Origin of the sequence: Vibrio sp. MMH1-50 (assembly GCF_022347645.1) — a bacterium.
Classification (GTDB): domain Bacteria; phylum Pseudomonadota; class Gammaproteobacteria; order Enterobacterales; family Vibrionaceae; genus Vibrio; species Vibrio harveyi.
Map to the genome: position 1 here is coordinate 15868 of NZ_JAKRGG010000005.1, position 20280 is coordinate 36147.

At 46.8% G+C, this 20280-nt stretch carries 18 protein-coding genes; 14 read left to right on the forward strand and 4 right to left on the reverse strand.

The window, feature by feature from the left end:
• Positions 1 to 5: 5 nt before the first annotated feature.
• A complete protein-coding gene (locus MHO32_RS05600) occupies positions 6 to 1007 on the reverse strand; it encodes a 4-hydroxyproline epimerase (RefSeq protein WP_239210839.1) in 1002 nt (333 codons plus the stop codon).
• Between the two features lie 110 nt (positions 1008 to 1117).
• Here MHO32_RS05600 and MHO32_RS05605 point away from each other — a divergent pair, with 110 nt between their 5' ends.
• The 9 genes from MHO32_RS05605 (at position 1118) to tsgA (ending at position 11145) form a co-directional block, all read left to right on the forward strand.
• Complete coding sequence (locus tag MHO32_RS05605; protein ID WP_239210840.1) at positions 1118 to 2374, forward strand: NAD(P)/FAD-dependent oxidoreductase; 1257 nt, start codon at positions 1118 to 1120, stop codon at positions 2372 to 2374.
• A 120-nt stretch (positions 2375 to 2494) separates the two neighbouring features.
• Positions 2495 to 3568, forward strand: coding sequence for a polyamine ABC transporter substrate-binding protein (locus tag MHO32_RS05610; RefSeq protein WP_239210841.1), 1074 nt, complete (start codon positions 2495 to 2497; stop codon positions 3566 to 3568).
• A 106-nt stretch (positions 3569 to 3674) separates the two neighbouring features.
• Positions 3675 to 4646, forward strand: a complete 972-nt coding sequence (locus MHO32_RS05615; protein WP_239210842.1) for an ornithine cyclodeaminase family protein — start codon at positions 3675 to 3677, stop codon at positions 4644 to 4646.
• Between the two features lie 56 nt (positions 4647 to 4702).
• Positions 4703 to 5617 carry a dihydrodipicolinate synthase family protein gene (locus MHO32_RS05620; protein WP_239210843.1) on the forward strand — a complete coding sequence of 305 codons (915 nt, stop codon included), beginning with the start codon at positions 4703 to 4705 and terminating at the stop codon, positions 5615 to 5617.
• A gap of 74 nt (positions 5618 to 5691) precedes the next feature.
• Complete coding sequence (locus tag MHO32_RS05625; protein WP_239210846.1) at positions 5692 to 6831, forward strand: ABC transporter ATP-binding protein; 1140 nt, start codon at positions 5692 to 5694, stop codon at positions 6829 to 6831.
• Positions 6828 to 8108 carry an ABC transporter permease gene (locus MHO32_RS05630; protein ID WP_239210848.1) on the forward strand — a complete coding sequence of 427 codons (1281 nt, stop codon included), beginning with the start codon at positions 6828 to 6830 and terminating at the stop codon, positions 8106 to 8108. The genes MHO32_RS05625 and MHO32_RS05630 overlap by 4 nt, the downstream gene beginning before the upstream one ends.
• Positions 8109 to 8110: 2 nt before the next feature.
• The gene (locus MHO32_RS05635; protein WP_239210849.1) at positions 8111 to 8959 is read left to right on the forward strand and encodes an ABC transporter permease; all 849 of its coding nucleotides are present in this window, start codon (positions 8111 to 8113) and stop codon (positions 8957 to 8959) included.
• Positions 8960 to 9180: 221 nt separating this feature from the next.
• Entirely contained in the window at positions 9181 to 9891 is a 711-nt protein-coding gene (gene deoD / locus MHO32_RS05640; protein ID WP_370445480.1) for a purine-nucleoside phosphorylase, read from the forward strand.
• Positions 9892 to 9978: 87 nt separating this feature from the next.
• Positions 9979 to 11145 carry an MFS transporter TsgA gene (tsgA, locus tag MHO32_RS05645; RefSeq protein ID WP_239210851.1) on the forward strand — a complete coding sequence of 389 codons (1167 nt, stop codon included), beginning with the start codon at positions 9979 to 9981 and terminating at the stop codon, positions 11143 to 11145.
• Between the two features lie 72 nt (positions 11146 to 11217).
• On the opposite strand, the gene MHO32_RS05650 is transcribed toward tsgA, so the two are convergent.
• The gene (locus tag MHO32_RS05650) at positions 11218 to 11892 is read right to left on the reverse strand and encodes a Crp/Fnr family transcriptional regulator (protein WP_038897574.1); all 675 of its coding nucleotides are present in this window, start codon (positions 11890 to 11892) and stop codon (positions 11218 to 11220) included.
• 9 nt (positions 11893 to 11901) lie between these two features.
• Positions 11902 to 12330 (reverse strand): hypothetical protein, encoded by a 429-nt coding sequence (locus tag MHO32_RS05655; RefSeq protein ID WP_038897573.1) that lies wholly within the window; start codon positions 12328 to 12330, stop codon positions 11902 to 11904.
• Positions 12331 to 12554: 224 nt separating this feature from the next.
• Here MHO32_RS05655 and MHO32_RS05660 point away from each other — a divergent pair, with 224 nt between their 5' ends.
• The 5 genes from MHO32_RS05660 to MHO32_RS05680 all read left to right on the forward strand — a co-directional run bounded on the left by MHO32_RS05660 (position 12555) and on the right by MHO32_RS05680 (position 19486).
• Entirely contained in the window at positions 12555 to 13694 is a 1140-nt protein-coding gene (locus MHO32_RS05660; protein ID WP_239210853.1) for an efflux RND transporter periplasmic adaptor subunit, read from the forward strand.
• 5 nt (positions 13695 to 13699) lie between these two features.
• Positions 13700 to 16789 (forward strand): multidrug efflux RND transporter permease subunit, encoded by a 3090-nt coding sequence (locus MHO32_RS05665; protein ID WP_239210854.1) that lies wholly within the window; start codon positions 13700 to 13702, stop codon positions 16787 to 16789.
• A 215-nt stretch (positions 16790 to 17004) separates the two neighbouring features.
• Positions 17005 to 17487 carry a winged helix-turn-helix domain-containing protein gene (locus MHO32_RS05670; RefSeq protein ID WP_239210858.1) on the forward strand — a complete coding sequence of 161 codons (483 nt, stop codon included), beginning with the start codon at positions 17005 to 17007 and terminating at the stop codon, positions 17485 to 17487.
• A 53-nt stretch (positions 17488 to 17540) separates the two neighbouring features.
• Positions 17541 to 18230 (forward strand): response regulator transcription factor, encoded by a 690-nt coding sequence (locus tag MHO32_RS05675; protein ID WP_239210860.1) that lies wholly within the window; start codon positions 17541 to 17543, stop codon positions 18228 to 18230.
• Positions 18227 to 19486: a sensor histidine kinase gene (locus tag MHO32_RS05680; RefSeq protein WP_239210861.1), complete on the forward strand. Its 1260-nt coding sequence runs from the start codon at positions 18227 to 18229 to the stop codon at positions 19484 to 19486. The genes MHO32_RS05675 and MHO32_RS05680 overlap by 4 nt, the downstream gene beginning before the upstream one ends.
• A gap of 74 nt (positions 19487 to 19560) precedes the next feature.
• Here the strand turns inward: MHO32_RS05680 and MHO32_RS05685 are convergent, their stop codons facing one another.
• A complete protein-coding gene (locus MHO32_RS05685) occupies positions 19561 to 20055 on the reverse strand; it encodes a beta/gamma crystallin-related protein (protein ID WP_009697415.1) in 495 nt (164 codons plus the stop codon).
• Positions 20056 to 20280 lie beyond the last annotated feature (225 nt).

Here is a 20280-nt window from a genome sequence, read left to right on the forward strand (position 1 = left end):
TGTCCTTATTTCACTTCAAATCCATACGCGTATGGGTCTTCGTCATCCACCCAAATGGTGTTGTGTCCATACACTTGCGCCCAACCTTCGATGCTAGGCAGAATGGCTGCTCGCCCGTTCACTTCAGTGACGCCTTCAATACGTCCGTTAAACAGGCTGCCGATAATACTTTCGTGGACAAAGCCCTCACCTTGTTTGAGTTTGCCTTTGGCATGCCACTGCGCCATACGGGCACTGGTGCCTGTGCCGCAAGGGGAGCGGTCGAGGGCTTTGTCGCCATAAAACACCGCGTTGCGAGCGGTTGCGTTTTCATGAGTAGGGCTACCTGTCCAAAGCACGTGAGAGACGCCACACACGGTTGGATCATCTGGATGCACACATTCCACCGATTTTGAAACGGCTTCACGAACTCGGGGGGAGAGCATCAAAATCTCATCAGGTGAGTAGTGCTCAAGACCGGCATAGTTGGTTTGTGGGTCGACAATCACGTAGTAGTTGCCTCCATAAGAAACATCGACAGTGATTTCTCCCAGTCCTTCTACTTCAACGGTGACATCTTGGTGAGCAAGGTAAGCAGGAACGTTAAAGATCTTAACTGATGTGACCCTGTCACCTTTTGTTTGGTAATGCACTTCGATTTGTCCAGCAGGAACGTCAAGGATCAAACGACCTTCTTCCTTTGGTGTGATCAGCCGATTCTCAATTGCTGTGGTGACGGTACCTATTGTGCCGTGCCCACACATTGGTAAGCAGCCGCTGGTTTCGATAAACAAAATCGAGGCATCAGCATTGTCACTACAAGGCGGTAAAACAACAGAACCTGACATCATGGAGTGACCACGAGGTTCAAACATCAATGCCTGACGAATCCAATCATAGTGTTCCAAGAAATATTGGCGCTTCTCACTCATGGTATTGCCCTTAAGCGGAGGAACACCGCCTGCCACTAATCGGACAGGGTTGCCACAGGTGTGGGCATCGATACAGAAAAAGGTTCCTTGTCTCATTTTTCGCTCCTTGCTGAAAAAATGGGTTGAATCGAACGGGCTTAATGTTATCGTGATGTAAAATATATTGTATACAATCTGCTTTTTCAAATGTGACTTGGAGCATATTCATGTTGGTCAAGGAAGAAACTGGAAATCAAAATATAGCGATAGTAGGCGCGGGGATCATCGGCTTGGCAATTGGCTTAAAATTGCAGCAACAAGGGCATCAGGTGACGCTATTCGACCCGAATGGCGTGGGAAATGGTTGCTCGAAAGGGAACGCAGGACACATTGCCACTGAGCAAGTTTTTCCTCTCGCAACACCGGGTCTTATTCCTCAGTTACCTAAGATGCTATTGAACCCAAAAAGTCCGGTTTCTATCCGATGGCAAGATCTCCCTTCCACTATGGGTTGGATGCTTCGATTCTTATCAAAAGCCAAACCATCGTCGACAGAGCCTTCGACCAACGCCATCAAAAGTCTCAATTCAAGAGCAGTAAAAAGCTGGCAACAGTTACTCGATTCCATCGAGAAAAAAGACCGGATCAAAATGGATGGCTCGTTATTGACCTTTGAAAGTGAACGGCTGTTCGAACGTTATCAAAGTACGCTGGAAGAGCTAAAAAAACACGGCGTGAAGTATCAAGTGTGGACGCAGAAAACCATCCGTGAACAGCTTCCAGAGATCACTCACCAGGTTCGCCATGGTGTGTTTTTTCCTGAAACGGGACATACGTTAGACCCTTATTCCATCTGCATTGAGCTCTATGATGCATTTGAGAAGCAGGGTGGAACCATTGTTAATAAAACGATTGATGCTCTAAGTAAATTCGGGCAAGTGTCGGTGGAATCAAGTCAATATTCATTCGACCGTATCATCGTTGCTGCCGGGGTACATTCCAAGCTTTTAGTGAAGCAATTAACTGGTATCGCAGTGCCCATTCAAGCCGAGCGAGGGTACCACTTAATGATGGATGATAAACGGCAAGCGTTGCCGTTTCCGATCAGCTCTGCCGACCGAAAATTCATCATGACGCCGATGGCGAGTGGGCTGCGTTTAGCGGGAACAGTGGAGTATGCGCATGTAGAATCTCCCCCGAATATGAAGCGTGCCGAGATGCTGTATCAGCAAGGCGATGCAATGTTCGAAAGTGGATTAAACCCTCTCAAACAACAAGAAAAGTGGATGGGAAACCGACCTTCAACAGTGGATTCGTTACCTGTGATTGACCAGATTTGTGAAGGAAAAGTGCTGCTGGCATTTGGACATCAGCACCTTGGATTAACCCAAGCTGCAATTACCGCCGATCTCATTTTGGAGCTTGTCGAAGGCAAAAAACCATCGGTTGATCTTTCACCATTTACGCTCAAGCGATTCGCTTAAAAAATTTAAGATTGAATATTGTATAAAATATATTTAATGCTAATGTTAACGAAAATTTAACAACAAGGTGTCCAGCAGCCGTATCCGGATACCTCCAGAAAACGACCAAAGGAGTAAAACATGTCACGAATGACGAAAGCACCACTGGCGATGTTGATTTCAGGAATGCTGTTGGGGACCTCTGCACACGCAGAAGAGAAATTAACGATTGTGTCTTGGGGCGGTGCGTTTACCAAGAGCCAGGTTGAGGCGTACCACAAACCTTTTATCAAAAAGACGGGCGTTGAGATTGTCTCAGAAGACTTCAGTGGTGGTTTAGCCGAAATCAAAGCACAAGTAGAAGCCAATAATGTGCGCTGGGATCTGGTATCACTAGACAAGCCAGACATTGTACGCGGCTGTGCAGAAGGGCTGTTGGAGCCTGTTAATCCAAGTATTTTGCCGCCGGGTGCGGATGGCACGCCAGCAGAACAAGACTTCATTGAAGGAGCGATTCACGAATGCGCAATCAACTCGATTGTGGTTTCGACGGTACTCGCGGTAAATGAAGAGGCATTTAAAGGTAAAGCCGCACCAAGCAAGTTGACCGACCTTTTTGATTTGCAGAACTTTCCTGGTCGACGTGCGCTACAAAAGCAGCCTCAAGGTAACTTAGAGTGGGCGCTGTTAGCGGATGGCGTGAAGCCTGAAGAGGTTTATGCCTTGCTAGAGACCGAACAAGGGCGCGAGCGAGCATTTGCCAAGCTCGATACCATCAAATCACAAGTGTTGTGGTGGACCACAGGTGCTCAGCCACCACAAATGCTCGCCGACAAAGAAGTGGTAATAGCCTCGGCATTTAACGGTCGTATCCATAATGCCAGACAAGATGAAGGTCAGCCATTTCGCATCATTTGGGATCACCAAATGGGATACATGAACGGCTGGGCGATTCCAAAAGGCAGTGCGCACACCAAGTTAGCGCTCGATTTCATCGCCTTTTCGTCGGGTACCAAGCCTTTAGCTGACCAAGCAAAATACGTTGCTTATGGTCCAACCCGCAAGTCGTCTTCGGCACAAGTAAGTCCTGAGATTTTGGCAAACCTGCCTACCGCACCGCAGAACTTTAAAACAGCCTTTTTGATTGATGACGAGTGGTGGTCGGATTATGCCGATGAACTCAATGAAGAGTTTAATACGTGGCTGCTTAATTAGGCGTTAACTAAGCGCTAACTCAGTTGAGTGTTACCTCTGAAGGGGCGGGCTTGATAATCAAAAGTTCCGCCTCTGATGTCCCCCCCTTATTTGCTTTGGAGAAGCCATGAACGTTATCGATGCGCAGCAAGTTGCCACGTGTTTGAGCATGAAGTCATTGATTGAAACCATGCGAGAAACTTATGCCCAGCCAGCTGCTATTCCCCAACGAAGAGTGATGCCTTTGGAAGAAGGTAAGTATGAGGCATTCGCTTTGCTGCCCGCATGGAACCAAAACTTAATCGCGGTTAAAGCTTTTACCTATTTTCCGCAAAACCCAGCAGATGGCAAAGATACGCTGGCTTCCAAAATCTTGGTGTTTAAAAGAGAAGACGGTCAACCCGTCGCATTGGTCGATGGAAAAGTGCTGACTTTTTGGCGTACAGCGGCGGCGTCTGCATTAGCTGCGGATTACCTAGCGCGTGAAAACGCCTCTCGGTTGCTGATATGCGGAACTGGCAATCTGGCACCATATTTTGCGTGGGCGTATGCTGCGGTTCGCCCCCTTATACAGGTTTATGTTTGGGGACGCAACTTGGACAAAGCGATGGCTACCGTCGATCGCATTGTCTCTTCGCCAGAGTATCAATCCTTGCCAATCGAGCGTCAGTTTGCGGTATCGGTGGTTGAGAGCGTCGATGAGACTCTTGAACACGTTGATATCATTAGTTGTGTAACCGCTTCCGCTACACCACTGTTTGATGGTGCAAAGGTTCTACCCGGCACACATATCGACTTAGTGGGTAATCATGATTCGGATAAACGAGAGTGTGACTCGACAGTTGTCCAACGCGCACAGGTGTATGTTGATAGCCGTATTAATGTGTTAGCGGAAGCAGGGGATTTACTGCTCCCAATCCAAGAGGGCGTGTTTAACGTCGAGCAGATTAAAGGAGAGTTGCCACAGCTTTGCGCCAAAGAAGTAAGAGGGCGTCAGAGTGATGAGGCGATCACCTTATACAAATCGGTGGGCAGTGCCTTAGCCGATTTAGCCGCCGTACAAGCGGTATTGAAAGAAAGCGGCATCAGCCTAGTTTGAGCGTTTTCGCTCGCCTTCTAAAATTGCATACAATATACATATAGGGAAGAAAGTTAATGAAAGTAGAATGGAAAGGTGTCTATCCAGCGGTCAGTACTCAGTTTCGTCACGATCAGTCAATTGATTTAGATGCAACACAAACCGTTATCGATAACCAAATTAAGGATGGCGTCAACGGCATCATCTGTTTGGGTACAGTAGGAGAAAACTGCGCCTTGTATCCAGAAGAAAAACGTCAGGTATTGCAGGCAGCACAAGAAGTGGTCAATGGTCGTGTACCTTTGATTGCTGGTACGGCAGAGTCCATTACCACTGCAGCGATTGACTATATGAAAGACGCTCAAAAAATCGGTATTGATGGCTGTATGGTGATGCCTGCAATGGTGTACCGCACGTCAGAAAGCGAGACCTTTGATTACTACCGCACTTTGGCGCAAGCAACGCCAGAAATGCCAATCATGATTTACAACAACCCAGTTTCTTACGGTGTGGATGTCAATCTCAACATCATGGCGAAGTTGGCTGAATTTGAAAGCATTGTGGCGGTGAAAGAGTCCACTACCGATACGCGCCGCATTACAGAACTCTACAATCAATTTGACGACCGCTTTACCGTATTCAGCGGCGTAGATGACATTGCGCTTGAATCACTAATGCTAGGTGCAACAGGCTGGATCTCCGGCTTAACCAACGCATTCCCTGAAGAGTCAGTAGCGATTTACAAGTTGGCAAGTCAAGGTCGTTACGCAGAAGCGTTGGAGATTTACCGCTGGTTCCTACCATTGCTGCGTTTAGACACCATCCCAACTTTGGTTCAGTGCATCAAGTTGGCAGAGCAAGTGTGTGGACGCGGCTCTGAGCAAGTTCGTGCCCCTCGTCAAATCTTGCAAGGCGCAGAGCGTGAACAGGTGATTCAATTGGTCGAGCATGCGCTTGCTACTCGTCTAGATCTAACTAAATACAATCTATAACTAAGCTGCTTAGCAGGGCGTTAAGTGACGCTCTGCTTATTCTTGATGTTCAAAAAAGTGAGAGGAGGGAAGCCATGAATTCGGCGAACAAGGACTATGTCAGCTTTCAACACGTTAAGAAAACTTACGATGGCACCAACTTGGTTGTAAAAGATTTTAACTTAGATATTGCCCCTGGCGAGTTTGTCACCATGCTTGGACCTTCCGGTTCGGGCAAAACCACGTGCTTAATGATGCTGGCAGGGTTTGAAACTGCCACTGGCGGCGAAATTTATATTGATGGCGTGCCGGTGAACAACCTTGCTCCGCATAAGCGAGACATCGGCATGGTATTTCAAAACTATGCGCTCTTTCCCCATATGACCATTGCTGAAAACCTTGCCTTCCCGCTGAAGGTTCGCAAGCTCGACAGGGAAACCATTGAAAGTAAAGTGCAAAGCGCATTAGACATGGTGGAGCTAGGGCACGTTGCCAGTCGTTATCCCAAGCAGTTATCTGGCGGTCAGCAACAGCGCGTCGCCCTCGCCAGAGCCTTGGTGTTCGAGCCAAAACTTGTGTTGATGGATGAGCCGTTGGGTGCGTTGGATAAGCAGCTTCGCGAGCAAATGCAGATGGAAATAAAGCATCTTCACGAAAAGCTCGGCATCACCATTTTGTACGTGACGCACGATCAAGATGAAGCGCTGACGATGTCTGATCGCATTGCGGTATTTAACCATGGCGAAGTGCAGCAATTGGCGCCGCCAACTGAGTTGTACGAATCGCCAAGCAATGCGTTTGTGGCGCAGTTTATTGGTGAGAACAACCAACTTACCGGTATTGTAAACACGCTAGATGATGCTCGCTGCCAAGTGCAGGTCGGGAAAGCGGCATTCAATGCGAAACCTGTAAGAGTCAAAGAGCGAGGGCAGCGCACCACACTTTCTATTCGACCGGAGAAAATCATCCTTCAGTCTGATGGCGATCAGTGTGATAACCAAGTTTCCGGTATCTTGCGTGAGCTCATTTACCATGGTGATCATTATCGTTTAGTGGTTGACGTCGAGACAGTCGGCAAACTCGTCGTCAAAGTACCAAATGACAATCGCACCCATCTCTCACTTACTCCCGGCGCACAATGCCGCATCGGCTGGCAAAGTGAAGATTGCCATGCGCTTGATTGCTCACAACCTCAATCTCAACCGCAAACGGAATGCAATGAGGAGGCAGCATGAGTCGAGAGCTAACCTCGTTGGACTCGGTATTGGAAATCGAGCGCCAAGTTCATGAGCAAGAACACGATCTCAAAGCTCAGCTGCAAAAAGCAGAACGGAGAAAAACCATCCGTTCGATCATGCTTACTGTGCCCTTGGTGTGTTTCATTTTACTCACCTTTGCATTTCCCATCTTAGAAATGCTGTATCGCAGTGTCGACAATCGAGCCATACCTCAAGCATTACCAGACACTATTCAAGCGCTGGAAAGCTGGGACTATCGAGGTCAGCCGCACCCAGAAGTGATCACTGCGTTTTCTAATGAGCTATTGGCTTTGTATCAGAGCAAAACGCTGCCAAAAATCGCCAATCGCATGAATATTGAAGTTTCCGGAATGCGCAGCTTAATGATGAAAACCGGAAGAAAGTTATCTCGCCTTGAGTCATTGCCAGCATCGATGACTGAGTTATCCAAGCTCGATAAACGCTGGACAGAAACTAAGTATTGGGCGGCGTTTAAGAACCTCAGCGGTGCCATTACATTGAGCCACTACTTAGCGGCATTAGACATGCAAGTGAATGAGTTTGGTGAAATTGAAGCGCAACCAGAAAAACGCCAGATCTACGTCGACCTTTTCTTTAAAACCTTTTGGATGTCGGTCTTAATCACGCTCATTTGCTTGGTAATGGCATACCCCGTAGCGTACTTGTTAGCAAACTTACCAGACAAGCGCGCAAACCTATTGTTGATCGTTGTTCTTTTGCCATTTTGGACTTCGCTACTTGTTCGGACTACGTCTTGGATTGTGTTGTTGCAAAACCAAGGTGTGATTAACGACTTACTGATTTGGTCTGGCTTAACGTCGGAACGGATTCAAATGATCCACAATACGTTTGGCACCGTGGTATCGATGGTTCACATCCTTTTGCCGTTTATGATTTTACCGCTTTATAGCGTGATGAAGGGCATTAGTCCGACATACTTCCGCGCAGCTCGTTCACTCGGTGCCACGCCTTTAGTCGCATTTACCAAAGTTTATATGCCGCTGACGCTACCCGGTATTGGCGCAGGCGCGCTGTTGACCTTCATTCTTTCCATCGGCTTTTACATCACGCCAGCATTGGTAGGTGGGCGAAGCGGACAGATGATTTCCAACATGATTGCTTATCACATGCAAACCTCACTGAACTGGGGCATGGCAGGGGCTTTAGGCGGATTATTGTTGTTTGTGGTGTTAGCGCTGTTTTATGTGTTCAACCGCGTCGTGGGCATTAATAATATCAAGGTAGGGGGGTAATTATGGGTTTGCCGAATTATGCATCCAAAGGCGAGAGAGTTGCGTACGCTTGGTATTTGGTTTTTTGCGGTTTAGTGCTGTTTTTCCTTATTGCACCGATTTTAACCATCATTCCTTTATCGTTTAATGCCACACCTTATTTTACCTTTACTGAGGACATGCTTAATCTCGATCCCGAGGCATATTCAGTGCGTTGGTACCACGAGATGTTCACCAACGAGCAGTGGTTGTTAGCGCTCAAAAACAGCACTTTTATCGCTTTGATGGCAACTTTGATTGCCACAGCGCTTGGCACATTAGCGGCACTAGGATTAGCCAGCAGTAATTTGCCGTTTCGCAATGCTATTATGGCGCTACTGATCTCGCCAATGATTGTTCCGGTGATCATCTCGGCGGCAGCTATGTATTTCTTCTATACGCGCTTAGGACTTTCCCAGACTTACATCGGCATCATTTTGGCTCACGCTGCACTTGGTACACCGTTTGTGGTGATCACGGTAACGGCAACACTGAGTGGTTTTGACCACAGCTTAGTTAAAGCCGCTGCTAGCCTTGGAGCTAATCCGGTGTATACCTTTAGGCACGTGACGTTTCCTCTAATACGCCCGGGTATGATCTCCGGCGGCTTGTTTGCTTTCGGCACTTCGTTTGATGAAGTGGTGGTCGCGCTGTTCTTAACGGGGGCGGAGCAAAAAACCGTACCAAGACAAATGTGGTCTGGCATTCGCGAGCAAATCAGTCCGACGATACTTGCCGTCGCGACACTGTTGATTTTTATGTCGGTGTGTCTGCTCGTCACGCTAGAAATACTGCGCAGACGAAACGTGCGCATCCGCGGCATTCAAGAATAAATCTAGTTAAAGCAACAAGCCATTTTGCGGTTACCCTGAGCTTTCTCTGCAAAGAATTACTCACTTTTTTGACCGAATGCGCCTCCTTGTGGGCGCTTTTTTCGTTGAATACTGACGCTTTGCTCAGTTATGAGAGCTCGTACTTTCAAACCGGACTTTTGTCCTGAAACTTTGTCCTGCTTCCTCATTATGATTGCGCCATCAGAACGAACGAGGAAAACATTATGACTGCTCATATCGCAGGTTCTGCAGAAGATTTTGCTTCAACTGTTATCATGCCGGGCGATCCGCTACGCGCGAAATACATCGCTGAAACCTACCTAGATGACGCCAAACTGGTTACGGACATTCGTAACATGTTGGGCTACACCGGTTATTACAAAGGTCAGCGCATTTCAGTGATGGGGCACGGCATGGGCATTCCATCAATGGTGCTTTACGGTCACGAGCTGATTAATGACTTTGGTGTGAAACGCATCATCCGAATCGGCAGCATCGGCGCGACGCAAAAAGACGTTCACATGCGTGACGTTATCCTAGCCCAAGCGGCAGGCACAGATTCACCGACGAATGCTAAGCGCAGCAGTGGCTACCATATGGCAACGTCTGCAACGTTTGAACTGCTGCACAACGCTTACATGTCTGCGAAAGAGAAGGGCATTGATGTAAAAGTGGGTAACATCTTCACTGGCGATCTTTACTACGATCCGGATGAAGACATGATCCCAGCCCTAGAGCGCTTTGGGGTGCTTGGTGTGGATATGGAAGTGGCGGGCTTGTACGGCTTAGCACACCAATTCGGCATTGAATCGCTGGCGATTTTGACCGTGTCTGATCACTGCATTACTGGCGAAGAAACCACAGCAGAAGAGCGTCAGCTTTCTTTCAACAACATGATTGAAATTGCGCTAGAAACTGCGATTAAAGCTTAACCCTACAATTAAGTTTTCTTTGAGAGCTGGTTAGTCGGCTCTCTCTAATACTAAGAACATCTATCTCATGAGCCCTTGGAGTGAATTATGAAAAATAAAATAACACTCACCGCAATTAGCTTTCTCGCCAACTTCATCATGGCGGGTTTTGCGACCCAATTTGGTATGTTGGTTGAACCGCTTGCCAACACCTTTGATGCGAACGTTAACGAAGTCGCATCGATTTTCTCGCTATTAAACGGCGGCGCACTTGCCGGTACTATCGCGGCTTTCTTTTTGATTGAAAAAGTCGGCATCAAACGCATGACCGTATTGTGTTACGGTGCGATTGCCGCAGCAGCACTGAGTCTATACGTCGCGCCATCTCTGTTTATCGTGATGCTTGGCATGACTGTGATTGGCTTCTGTGGTGGTGTCGGTCTTTGTATCGCGGGTACTATCGTTGTATCGGTATGGAAAGACAAAATTCAAAGCACCATGCTGGTGGTTCAAGACGCGACCTTTAACATTGCTGGCGTCGTCTTCCCATTGATCACCACTTACGCGCTGACGAACGCAATGAACTGGAGCATCAGTTACCTAAGCGTGGGCGTTGTGGCGTTGGCAACCATGTTTGTTGCTTTGCTGACTAACTTTAACCAATGTGGTGGTGAAAGCGGCTCTGAACAAGAAGCAAAATCTGAATGGAACTTCGGCATCATCAGCGGTGGCGTAGGTTTGTTCCTAGGTATGCTTGCGTTGTACACCTTCTTAACTTGGGCGCCAATGTTCGTGAAAGAGAAGTTTGATATCCCATTTGAGCAAGCGGGCAACATCATCACTCAATACTGGTCTGCGGCTCTGGTTGGCGCATTAGTTTCTACCGTGATTGTTTCACGTATGAAGATTCAAACTTTCTTACTGACCATCATCTCTGTTGCTATGGTGATCACCAGCGTTATCGTTACTACGGATAAACTAGAATGGCTCTCATACCTGACTTATGGTTACGGCTTTGCTTGTGCAGCGCTTTACAATGCTTTCATCGCTTATGGAGTATCGTTTGTGCGCAATGCAACTAGTAAAAACGTGTCTTACATCTTAATCAGCGGCAGTGCGGGCGCGATGTTCAGCCCAGCTATCAGTTCGGTAATGGAAAGCGTGGTTGGTCTGCAAACCGTGATGTACGCTATCCCAGTTATTTACGCAGTGGTCGTCGCAATGCTGGTGGTTTCAATGAAGTTTAAGACAGTAGAGCAAACGCAAATCGCTTAAATGAAATTAAGTAAGAGAACAAAAAGGTCTGCACCATGCAGACCTTTTCTCATTTACGATTGAAGAACTTAGCTATTCTTCAACAAAATTACGCAGTCCTTCTAAGTTGAGAATACGTAATCCTTTCTTTTCTTTAGCGATAAAGCCTTTGTTCTCTAGTTCTTTCACCGCGCGACGATACACACGATCTGAGGTGGCAAATCGCTCCGCTTCCAAATAGTTCTTTTGGAACCCATCCACTGGCAGGTCATTTAGATACTGATGATAAATGTCGTACGCTACGTTATAGGTGATTGGGTAGAGTAATCGGCGAGAAAGAATCTCCACCGTATCTTGGTAATCAATCGCGATGGCGCTGGCAAAGTAAAGCGACAGTCGAGGCTGTTCTAACAAGCATTTTTGCAGCTTTTGCGCGTCAATAATCGCAACTTCAACCGGTTCTACCGGAACGATGTCCATTTGGCAGCGGTAGCCAGTAAAGAACTCCATCTCACCAAAGACTTGTTGTTCACACTCAAGCGTACCAAGCAGAAAGGTTTTGCCGTTTCTTGCTGTAACGCCCATAGAGATGCGTCCTGAATCGACCAGATATAAGTTTTCGACATGCTCACCTTGGGTGAGGAGCTTTTCGTTTTCATCAAAAATTCGGCGCGTACAGATGCAATCTCGGATCGTTTTTTCGATGAGATGTTTATCGTCACTCCATTGCGCCTCAAAGCGTCCTTTACCTAGGGTTTGTAATTGCATCGACGTACCTTAAATGACAATACCCGCGAGTTCAAAACGAGCCATTAATGGCTTGTTCTCTAGCTGATACCAACTTGCCGGCATGTTGGGTTTAAGCTGGGCTTTTTCTTGTTTGCTGATCACAACATAGCGCAAAAATGTGTCGAGTGTGCTCGCCATTATTTCAAAGCTCATGTCGCCATCTTTACTGATGGTTTTTAATAGTCCAAGGACCGTATCTTCCGGTATCAATGGTTCGATAACCGCATGTTTGCGCTCGGTAATCGTTTTAGAACAAGGTAGTGATGCACGGGCAGTTTCCCAACACACTTTATTGGTTTTACTCACGAGGTTGTGTTTGTAGCAGTAATAGCTAAACAAAAAGCGTGACAGGTTCTGCCAGCGCTCAGCTTGGACTTCCAACCAAAGGTGTTGCAGCTCGATATCAGCGTCAGTCATGGGAATGAATCGGAAAAAGAAAAGAGTGCGTAGTGTAACTGCGTTTAAGGTATTCGAAAAGTCACACGCATGTCGCCCTCTTTACGTTATTGCCTGATATTGCTTGGTCTCTTAACCCTGTCTTAACCAAGCCGCTGCTAGTTTCCGTTCTCACACTGCTCCATCCTTGGGAGCGAATTCAAGTTAAGTGACGAAAACGTGTCATCTGATTGTGAGAAAGAAACATGTACAGAAAGTCTTTGGTTGCGGTGATGATTGCCGCCGCTCTTATAACTACAGGGTGCAATCCATCTTCCGCTTCTGAAGAAGCCAGTCAAGAAGGTCCGGCAGCATTTGCTCAGGTTGTAAAACTCTCTACTGTTGTTGCCAAATCCACGACGACGGCGTTGTATGAGCAAGTGCAAGGGCGCGTAAATCCCATCAAAATTGCGCAAATACGCCCTCAAGTCGAGGGGATCATCGAAGCAAGGTTATTCACCCAAGGGGACTTTGTGAAGAAAGGCACACCCTTATATCAAATCGATGCTGACTCCTACCAAATTGAAGTCGAAACCCAGCGTGCTAACGTGGTTGAAGCTGAAAACGCTTATAAAAAAGCACAAGCGCAATATGAGCGATTGAAAAAGCTCAGTGAGACCGATTTTGCCAGTCAGCAGAACTTAGATGATGCGCGTTTTAGTGTTGGTACAACGAAAGGGCAATGGATGAGCCGCAAAGCGCAGCTTAATAAAGCCAAACTCGATTTAGAGCGTACCGTCGTAACCGCTCCAATTGACGGTGTGATAGGTGAAGAGCTGATCACTGAAGGTGCGTTGGTCAAGCCGAGTGACTCGTCGCCGCTAGCGGTGATTCGTAAGGTTGATCAAGTGTATCTCGATGTTCAAGTGCCGGCGTCTATGGCTTCTCGCTTAACCGATGACATCCATCAATCCGATCGCAGCTTAAAAGTGATATCGCCCAGCGGTCAGATCCTCTCCGGTAAGGTGGTCTATTCCGCTGTGTATGTGGATGAAGAAACCAGCAACGTGACATTACGTGCCGTCGTAGATAACACATCACGCGGATTATTGGTTGGGCAATTTGTACGAGCACAGATCCCCGTTGGCGAAGTTGAGGCTTTTGCTATTCCCAATTTAGCCGTGAAACACAAATCGACGGGCGAGGCTTACTTGTTGGTGGTGAAAAATGGGCAATTGGAAGAACGGCTTGTTACGACCGATGGTAATACTGGCGGCATGACCTTAGTGACCAGTGGTGTCAATGAGGGAGAGCAAGTGGTGGTCGTTGGTGGTGAGAACGCTTTTCCCGGTACCAGTATCGAAACAATGGAATGGCATGACAATACTAAGCAGTTGAATGGGTAATCACTATGTCGCACTTTTTTATTCGCCGCCCCATCTTTGCGTGGGTGATCGGCATCCTTATTACGCTTTTGGGTTTAGTGTCGATTACTCAACTCGCAGTGGAGCGATTTCCGTCAGTGAGTCAGCCTCAGGTTGACGTCTTTTTTAGCTACCAAGGAGCCTCGCCGGAAACCATCAATGACACCGTTATTTCGATCATCGAACGTGAGTTGTTTGGTACTGATGGCATTGAATCGTTTACATCCAGCTCTGATTCGACTGGGAATGGGCAGATCAGCGTGAAGTTTGCCTACGGGACTGACCCTGAACTGGCGCAAATTGCGGTGCAGAACAAAATAAAAACCGTTGAGCCTCGTTTACCTCAAGACGTAAGACAAAGTGGTTTGAATGTTGAGTCGAGTTCAAGCTCCGATCTGATGTATTTAAGCGTGTACTCCAAATCAGGCAAGATGACAGAAGGGGCTCTGAGTGACTTTTTAGCGCGTAATGTGACCGATGAAATCAAGCGTATACCTGGGGTTGGTAAAGTGACGGTTTACTCTGCCGAGCACGCGATGCGTATATGGGTTGATCCACAAAAGCTAGTTTCTTATGACCTTACCATGTCTGACGTGACGGGCGCCATCAGCGCGCAAAACGTACAAATCGCTTCGGGGCAAGTAGGGCAAGAGCCTGCAAAAGTAGGGCAGAAAACCGTAACGCCGTTGACCGCGTCGGGACAGCTCAAAAACGTCAAAGAGTTTGAGAACATCATTTTGCGCTCTTCGACTGATGGTAAACAACTGCGACTTAAAGATGTGGCGCGCGTTGAATTGGGGCAAGAAAGCTATAACTTTGGCAGTCGCATCAATAGCAAATCGTCGGCAAGTATCGGGATTAAGATGATGTCAGGCGCGAATGCGGTGGCGACGTCGAACCGCATTCATGCGCGGATGAAGGAGCTCAAGAAAACCTTTCCTGAAGACATCGACTACATGGCGTCGGGTGATGCAGCACCATTTGCGAAAATCTCCATTCAGAAAGTGGTTAAGACGTTGGTTGAAGCGATGATCTTGGTGTTTATCGTGATGTACCTATTTTTGCAGCGATTTACTTACACCTTTATCCCCGCCATTGTCGCACCGATAGCCTTGTGCGGTGCGTTCGTGATCATGAAGTTGATGGGCTTTTCGATTAATGTTTTCACTATGTTCGGGATTGTTCTATCGATCGGTATCATTGTGGATGATGCGATCATTGTGGTGGAAAACGTCGAACGCTTGATGGCAAAAGAAGGACTATCACCTTTAGAAGCGACTAAAAAAGCGATGAAAGAAATCTCCGGTGCCGTAATTGGGGTAACGGCGGTCATGGTGGCGGTGTTTGTGCCAATCTCTTTCGCTTCGGGGACGTCTGGGCAAATCTATCAGCAGTTTGCACTGTCGATCGCTGTTGCGATTTTGTTCTCTGCATTTTTGGCGCTAACCCTGACGCCAGCGCTGTGTGCGACCATGTTAAAACCCATTAAGGAAGATGCGCACAAGCGTACGGGTTTATTGGGTTGGTTTAACCGCGCGATTGAATCCTCCACCCAGCGTTATGGCTCGTTGGTGGCGAAGACAACCAATAAAACGATGCGCATGATGGGGATTTACCTCGTGTTATCGGTGGGTGCGGTGTACATGTTCCAGCAACTCAACAGCACTTTCTTCCCAGAAGAAGATCAAGGTTACTTCTTTTCGTCGATCCAACTGCCAGCCGATGCGAGCCGAGAAAGAACCTTAGAAGTGGTTTCGATTGCTGAAAAGTTCCTATTAGCTCAGCCAGAGGTGCGCGCTTCCAACGTAGTCTTAGGCTTTAGTTTTGCGGGTTCCGGCTCCGGCTCTGCACTCATGATTACAGACTTAGTCGAGTGGGATAAGCGTAAGCGTTCAAGTGCGGACATTGCCAATGCATTTAACGCGTACATGAGTGAGCACTCTAATGACGGTGTGGTGTTTGCGGCTTTACCTCCTGCAATCCAAGGGTTGGGCGCAACTAACGGTGTTAGCTTTCAACTGCAAGACCGAGCAAATAGAAGCGCAGCTGATTTTGAACAACTGAAACAGAAGTTCAACCAAGCATTGACGGATCGACCAGAAGTGACAGGGCTGTTTTATAACGCAACTCCTTATACGGTAGGGCTGGCGTTAGATATTGACCGTGAAAAGGCAATGACGTTGGGTGTTTCGTTCTCTGACATTAGCGAAACTCTGAGCACCGCTATGGGGTCAAACTACGTCAATGATTTTCCAAACCATGGGCGGATGCAGAAGGTGATTGTGCAGGCGGACCAGAAATACCGCATGAACATCGAAGATGTTTTGGGCATTGCGGTGCAAAACAGCAGTGGAAAATTGGTCTACTTATCCGAGCTGATCAAAGCCGATTGGAAGTCCATGCCGCAACAGCTGACGCGATATAATGGTATGCAAGCGGCTGACACTTCTGCGATGGCGGCTGAGGGCTACAGCTCCGGACAGGTAATGAACGCAGTGTTAGAAGTCGCTAGCCAAGTCGATGACAGCGTGAGTATTGAATGGACCAACTTATCCAAACAAGAACGTCAGGCAGAATCTGAAGTGGAGATCTTGTTGCTGTTCTCTTTGCTGGTGGTGTTTTTAGTGCTTGCCGCGTTATATGAGAGCTGGACCATACCAATTGCGGTTGTCTTGGTCGCACCGCTTGGGCTATTGGGTTCTGCGTGGGCGGTATCATTAAGTGGGCTGCAAAATGATATGTTCTTTAAAGTGGGGTTAATTGCTCTGATCGGTTTATCGGCTAAAAACGCGATATTGATTGTTGAGTTTGCCAACCAACAACGCAAGCTGGGATTATCGGTTGCTGAAGCGGCAATTCAAGCGGCGAAATTGAGATTACGACCAATCTTGATGACCTCTCTGGCGTTTACCTTTGGTATTGTTCCACTGATGTTCGCAAGTGGGGCAAGCTCAGAGATCCAGAATTCACTTGGTACAGGCGTATTTGGTGGCATGGTATCAGGGACGTTATTAGCCTTGTTGTTTGTGCCGACCTTCTTTGTGTTTGTGAACAAGCTAACCAAAACTAAGCGTTAAGTCGCGTCAATGGTTAGCCAAGTAGGAGCGATGCCAAAGCAAGCTCTTGTCTAACAAGGTATTGCTACGCTAGGCGATTCAAAAGTAATAGGGGCGAGTGAATTCGCCCCTTTTTGCGTTCAGTTAAAGTCGTCTTAACCCAACCTTAACCCGATCCTTTTTAGTATCCACTCTCGAAAAAAGCGAAAATAATAACGAGCATGGAGAGTGGTAGCATGACGGTTCTTATCGGTAGTCGATTTGTTTACTCATTTCTTGATGGCACCATTGTGGATACTGAGCGAGAAGAAGAGACAAAAGTGCTTGGCAAAAACAGCAATCAGTTACTTAGTATGATGATTGAACACCCAAACCAAACTCTATCGAGGCAAACTCTGTTTGATAGAATTTGGACGGATAATGACGTTAAAGTCACTGAAGCGAGTTTGACCCAAGCCATTGCAACGCTAAGAAGGACCTTGTGCGACAATCGTCAAAAGTCTGAGTATATTCTTACTGTGCCTAAGTGCGGTTACCGTTTCATCGCTTCTGTAGAGCGTTTGCCTTCAGATAAGCTCATTGTTGAAGAGAGCCTCAAACAGCAAACACAAATCGAGATGCCTTCTTTGCGTCGTGAAGAGACCACTTATGCGGTCGAGTTTTATCAAAATACCAAAAGTTGGTTAAGTAAAATTAGGGACGCTTTTGCGATATGGTAAAACACAGTCCAAAGCGTTCATTCCACCAACTAAACAACATTTAAGGGGATTTCATGTCATCCAATCACTTACAGCTTCTCATCGTAGAGGATGATCACGACCTTGCGAGCGCTGTGATTGACTATCTCGCCTTGGAAGACATCCATTGCGACCATGTGGCGAACGGCGTGGCATGCTTGCAGATGATTGAAAAAACCGACTATGACGTGATCATTTTGGATATCAATTTGCCAAGAATGAACGGCTTAGATGTATGTGAAAAACTGCGAGAACAAGGGTTGGAAACGCCAATCATCATGCTCACAGCATTAGACTCGCTGAGCGACAAACTTGCGGGATTTTCGCGCGGGGCAGATGACTACGTTATCAAACCTTTTGCGATGGAAGAGTTGATTGCCCGAACTATTGCCTTATCTAAACGACGTAGCGCGCAAAACACCAAGTTAACCATTGCCGATCTGACCATCGATGTACAAAAGAAGACTGTGAATCGAGCAGGGCAGTCCGTTTTACTGTCTCCGATTTCTTTTAAGATATTAGAAGTGCTGATGCGTGAGAGCCCTAATCCTGTCACTCGTGAGCAGTTGATGTACAAAATTTGGGGTGAAGAACAGCCCGACAGCAACAGCCTTAAAGTTCACATGTTTAACCTGCGTCAGCGCGTCGACCAAGGGCACCAGAAAAAGCTCATCAAGACCGTGGTGAAGCAAGGCTTTGTTATCTCAGAAGGAGATGTGTCGTGAAGATCAGACCCAGTATCCGTTTATACAGTTTCTTTGCAGTATTACTCACAGGCATTACGACCATTGTGGTGTTGTCCATTTTAACGATGCACTATTTTTTCTCCGGCATGGACATCGCACTAAGAGACTCGATGTTCTCTCACGCGATCTCTATAGAGACCCAGCCAGGAGAACCAGTAAAAATCAGCGACTTTACCATTGCTTCACGTTGGCGCGATCTGCCCCAAGATGTGCGTGAGAATATTCCTCGTGATAGCTTGGAAACGAATACACTTACCAACTATTTTGTTGATGGTTCGATCTTCTCGCCACCCAAAATGGCATTGTTTGCGATGAAAGTGCAGCATAATGGCATGCTGAAATATGTCTCAGTGTCTTTCTACGACAGCACTGAGCAGTTCCCCGTTGATGATGAATTTCCTCACTTCTTCATTATTTTTTCTACCGCGTTGGTGGCGATATTGCTGTTCTATTTGGTTTTGATCATCATCTTTCGCAAGGTCACAACACCTGTTGAACAGTTAAAGAATTGGGCAAAGAACATGACGACGGATCAGCTTAGTCAGCCTATTCCAGATTTTCACTACAGCGAGCTCAACGTGCTGGCGAATATCGTTAAATCAAGCATGGAGTCAGTGCAGCAAAGTGTTGAGCGTGAGAAGAAATTTCTTGCCTACGCGAGTCATGAGCTGAGAACACCTATTGCGGTCACCAAAACCAATACCGAACTGCTAAAGAAGATGTGTGAAAAGCAAGTTGAGGTGGAAAAACAACAGGAGGTGCTCAGACGGATATCGCGTGCAAATGCGACGATGACCGACTTAACAGAAGCAATACTGTGGCTCAACCGAGGTAACGCGCCTCAAATCCCTGCCAAAGAAGTGGTGTTGGGAGATTTATTAGCCCAAATCATTGATGAATTGTCCTATTTGCTGCAAGGCAAGCAAGTAACCGTCGATATTATTACTGATCGACAACAAGTGTTATTGGTTGAACCGTTAGCGCGAATGGTTTGCACCAATCTGGTTCGCAACGCTTTCCAACACACGGCAGATGGTTTTGTGCAAGTAAAGCAAGACGGCAGCTCGGTGGTGATATTCAATCAAAGCGCAACTCAAGATGCAGAAGAGAACAATCTCGGTTTTGGCTTAGGGCTTGAATTGACTGAACGAATCATCAAGCAGAACAATTGGCTGTATAAAAACCGAGCCATTGATAATGGTCATGATGTCTTTATTGATTTTCTTCCAAATTAAGTTCGACGCTTTTTGATAATACAACCCCTCGATTTACCGAGGGGCTGTTTTAAGCAAAGTACAAACGTGGAAGCTTAACGATAAATGATCTTGATTGAACTGATCTTATCTTCAAAGCCATCGGCATTGTATGAGCCATGATCGCGGGTGTAGTAATCACCTCGGAAGTTTTTATCGACATAAAAGCGGACACGCCATCCGCGAGGGATAGAAAACGAGCTCATTTTGTCATCGAATTTGTACATACTGAGGTCGGAAATGTCATGGCTAAGCATCAGTGATGGACCTGTTTGGTGTCGATACTGATAAATCACGGCTGACGCATTATCATTCACATCACTATCACTACTGCCACGAAGAGAGGAGCCTTCGCATTTCGCATCAGACGTTTTACAAAAGATACTGCCTTCCCCATATTGCTTTTCACAACTGCTTCGTACGTTTTGTCTTGCTTCTGCTTCAGTTCGACCTGCTTGAGAAAATGTATCCATAAAAGGTTTTAGAGAGCAAACGTAAACAAAATCACCGCCATAGCTAAGCGACGGTAAAAACAGCAATGTTCCTAACATAAATCTCTTAACCAAAGTCATATTGATAATCCTAATTTAAGTCGATCAAATAATCGCAGAATGAATACCACAACTTTGTGTTTAGGTAATGAGAACGGAGTGTTATGGCTTGAAAATTCACCTTAAAATTACACAAGCGCATGTTGTTGCTCATTATTTCGGCGATTTATTGACAAGTGCATTTCTGAGCGGAAAGAAAGGCAGCCAGAAAGCTCAACGAAAGTG

Coding starts and splice junctions, on each gene's coding strand:
- MHO32_RS05670 (WP_239210858.1), top strand. CDS start 17,005: ATGACGGTTCTTATCGGTAGTCGATTTGTTTACTCATTTCTTGATGGC.
- MHO32_RS05635 (WP_239210849.1), top strand. CDS start 8,111: ATGGGTTTGCCGAATTATGCATCCAAAGGCGAGAGAGTTGCGTACGCT.
- MHO32_RS05610 (WP_239210841.1), top strand. CDS start 2,495: ATGTCACGAATGACGAAAGCACCACTGGCGATGTTGATTTCAGGAATG.
- MHO32_RS05605 (WP_239210840.1), top strand. CDS start 1,118: ATGTTGGTCAAGGAAGAAACTGGAAATCAAAATATAGCGATAGTAGGC.
- MHO32_RS05600 (WP_239210839.1), bottom strand. CDS start 1,007: ATGAGACAAGGAACCTTTTTCTGTATCGATGCCCACACCTGTGGCAAC.
- MHO32_RS05625 (WP_239210846.1), top strand. CDS start 5,692: ATGAATTCGGCGAACAAGGACTATGTCAGCTTTCAACACGTTAAGAAA.
- MHO32_RS05685 (WP_009697415.1), bottom strand. CDS start 20,055: ATGTTAGGAACATTGCTGTTTTTACCGTCGCTTAGCTATGGCGGTGAT.
- MHO32_RS05665 (WP_239210854.1), top strand. CDS start 13,700: ATGTCGCACTTTTTTATTCGCCGCCCCATCTTTGCGTGGGTGATCGGC.
- MHO32_RS05650 (WP_038897574.1), bottom strand. CDS start 11,892: ATGCAATTACAAACCCTAGGTAAAGGACGCTTTGAGGCGCAATGGAGT.
- MHO32_RS05615 (WP_239210842.1), top strand. CDS start 3,675: ATGAACGTTATCGATGCGCAGCAAGTTGCCACGTGTTTGAGCATGAAG.
- MHO32_RS05620 (WP_239210843.1), top strand. CDS start 4,703: ATGAAAGTAGAATGGAAAGGTGTCTATCCAGCGGTCAGTACTCAGTTT.
- MHO32_RS05655 (WP_038897573.1), bottom strand. CDS start 12,330: ATGACTGACGCTGATATCGAGCTGCAACACCTTTGGTTGGAAGTCCAA.
- MHO32_RS05675 (WP_239210860.1), top strand. CDS start 17,541: ATGTCATCCAATCACTTACAGCTTCTCATCGTAGAGGATGATCACGAC.
- MHO32_RS05660 (WP_239210853.1), top strand. CDS start 12,555: ATGTACAGAAAGTCTTTGGTTGCGGTGATGATTGCCGCCGCTCTTATA.
- MHO32_RS05630 (WP_239210848.1), top strand. CDS start 6,828: ATGAGTCGAGAGCTAACCTCGTTGGACTCGGTATTGGAAATCGAGCGC.
- tsgA (WP_239210851.1), top strand. CDS start 9,979: ATGAAAAATAAAATAACACTCACCGCAATTAGCTTTCTCGCCAACTTC.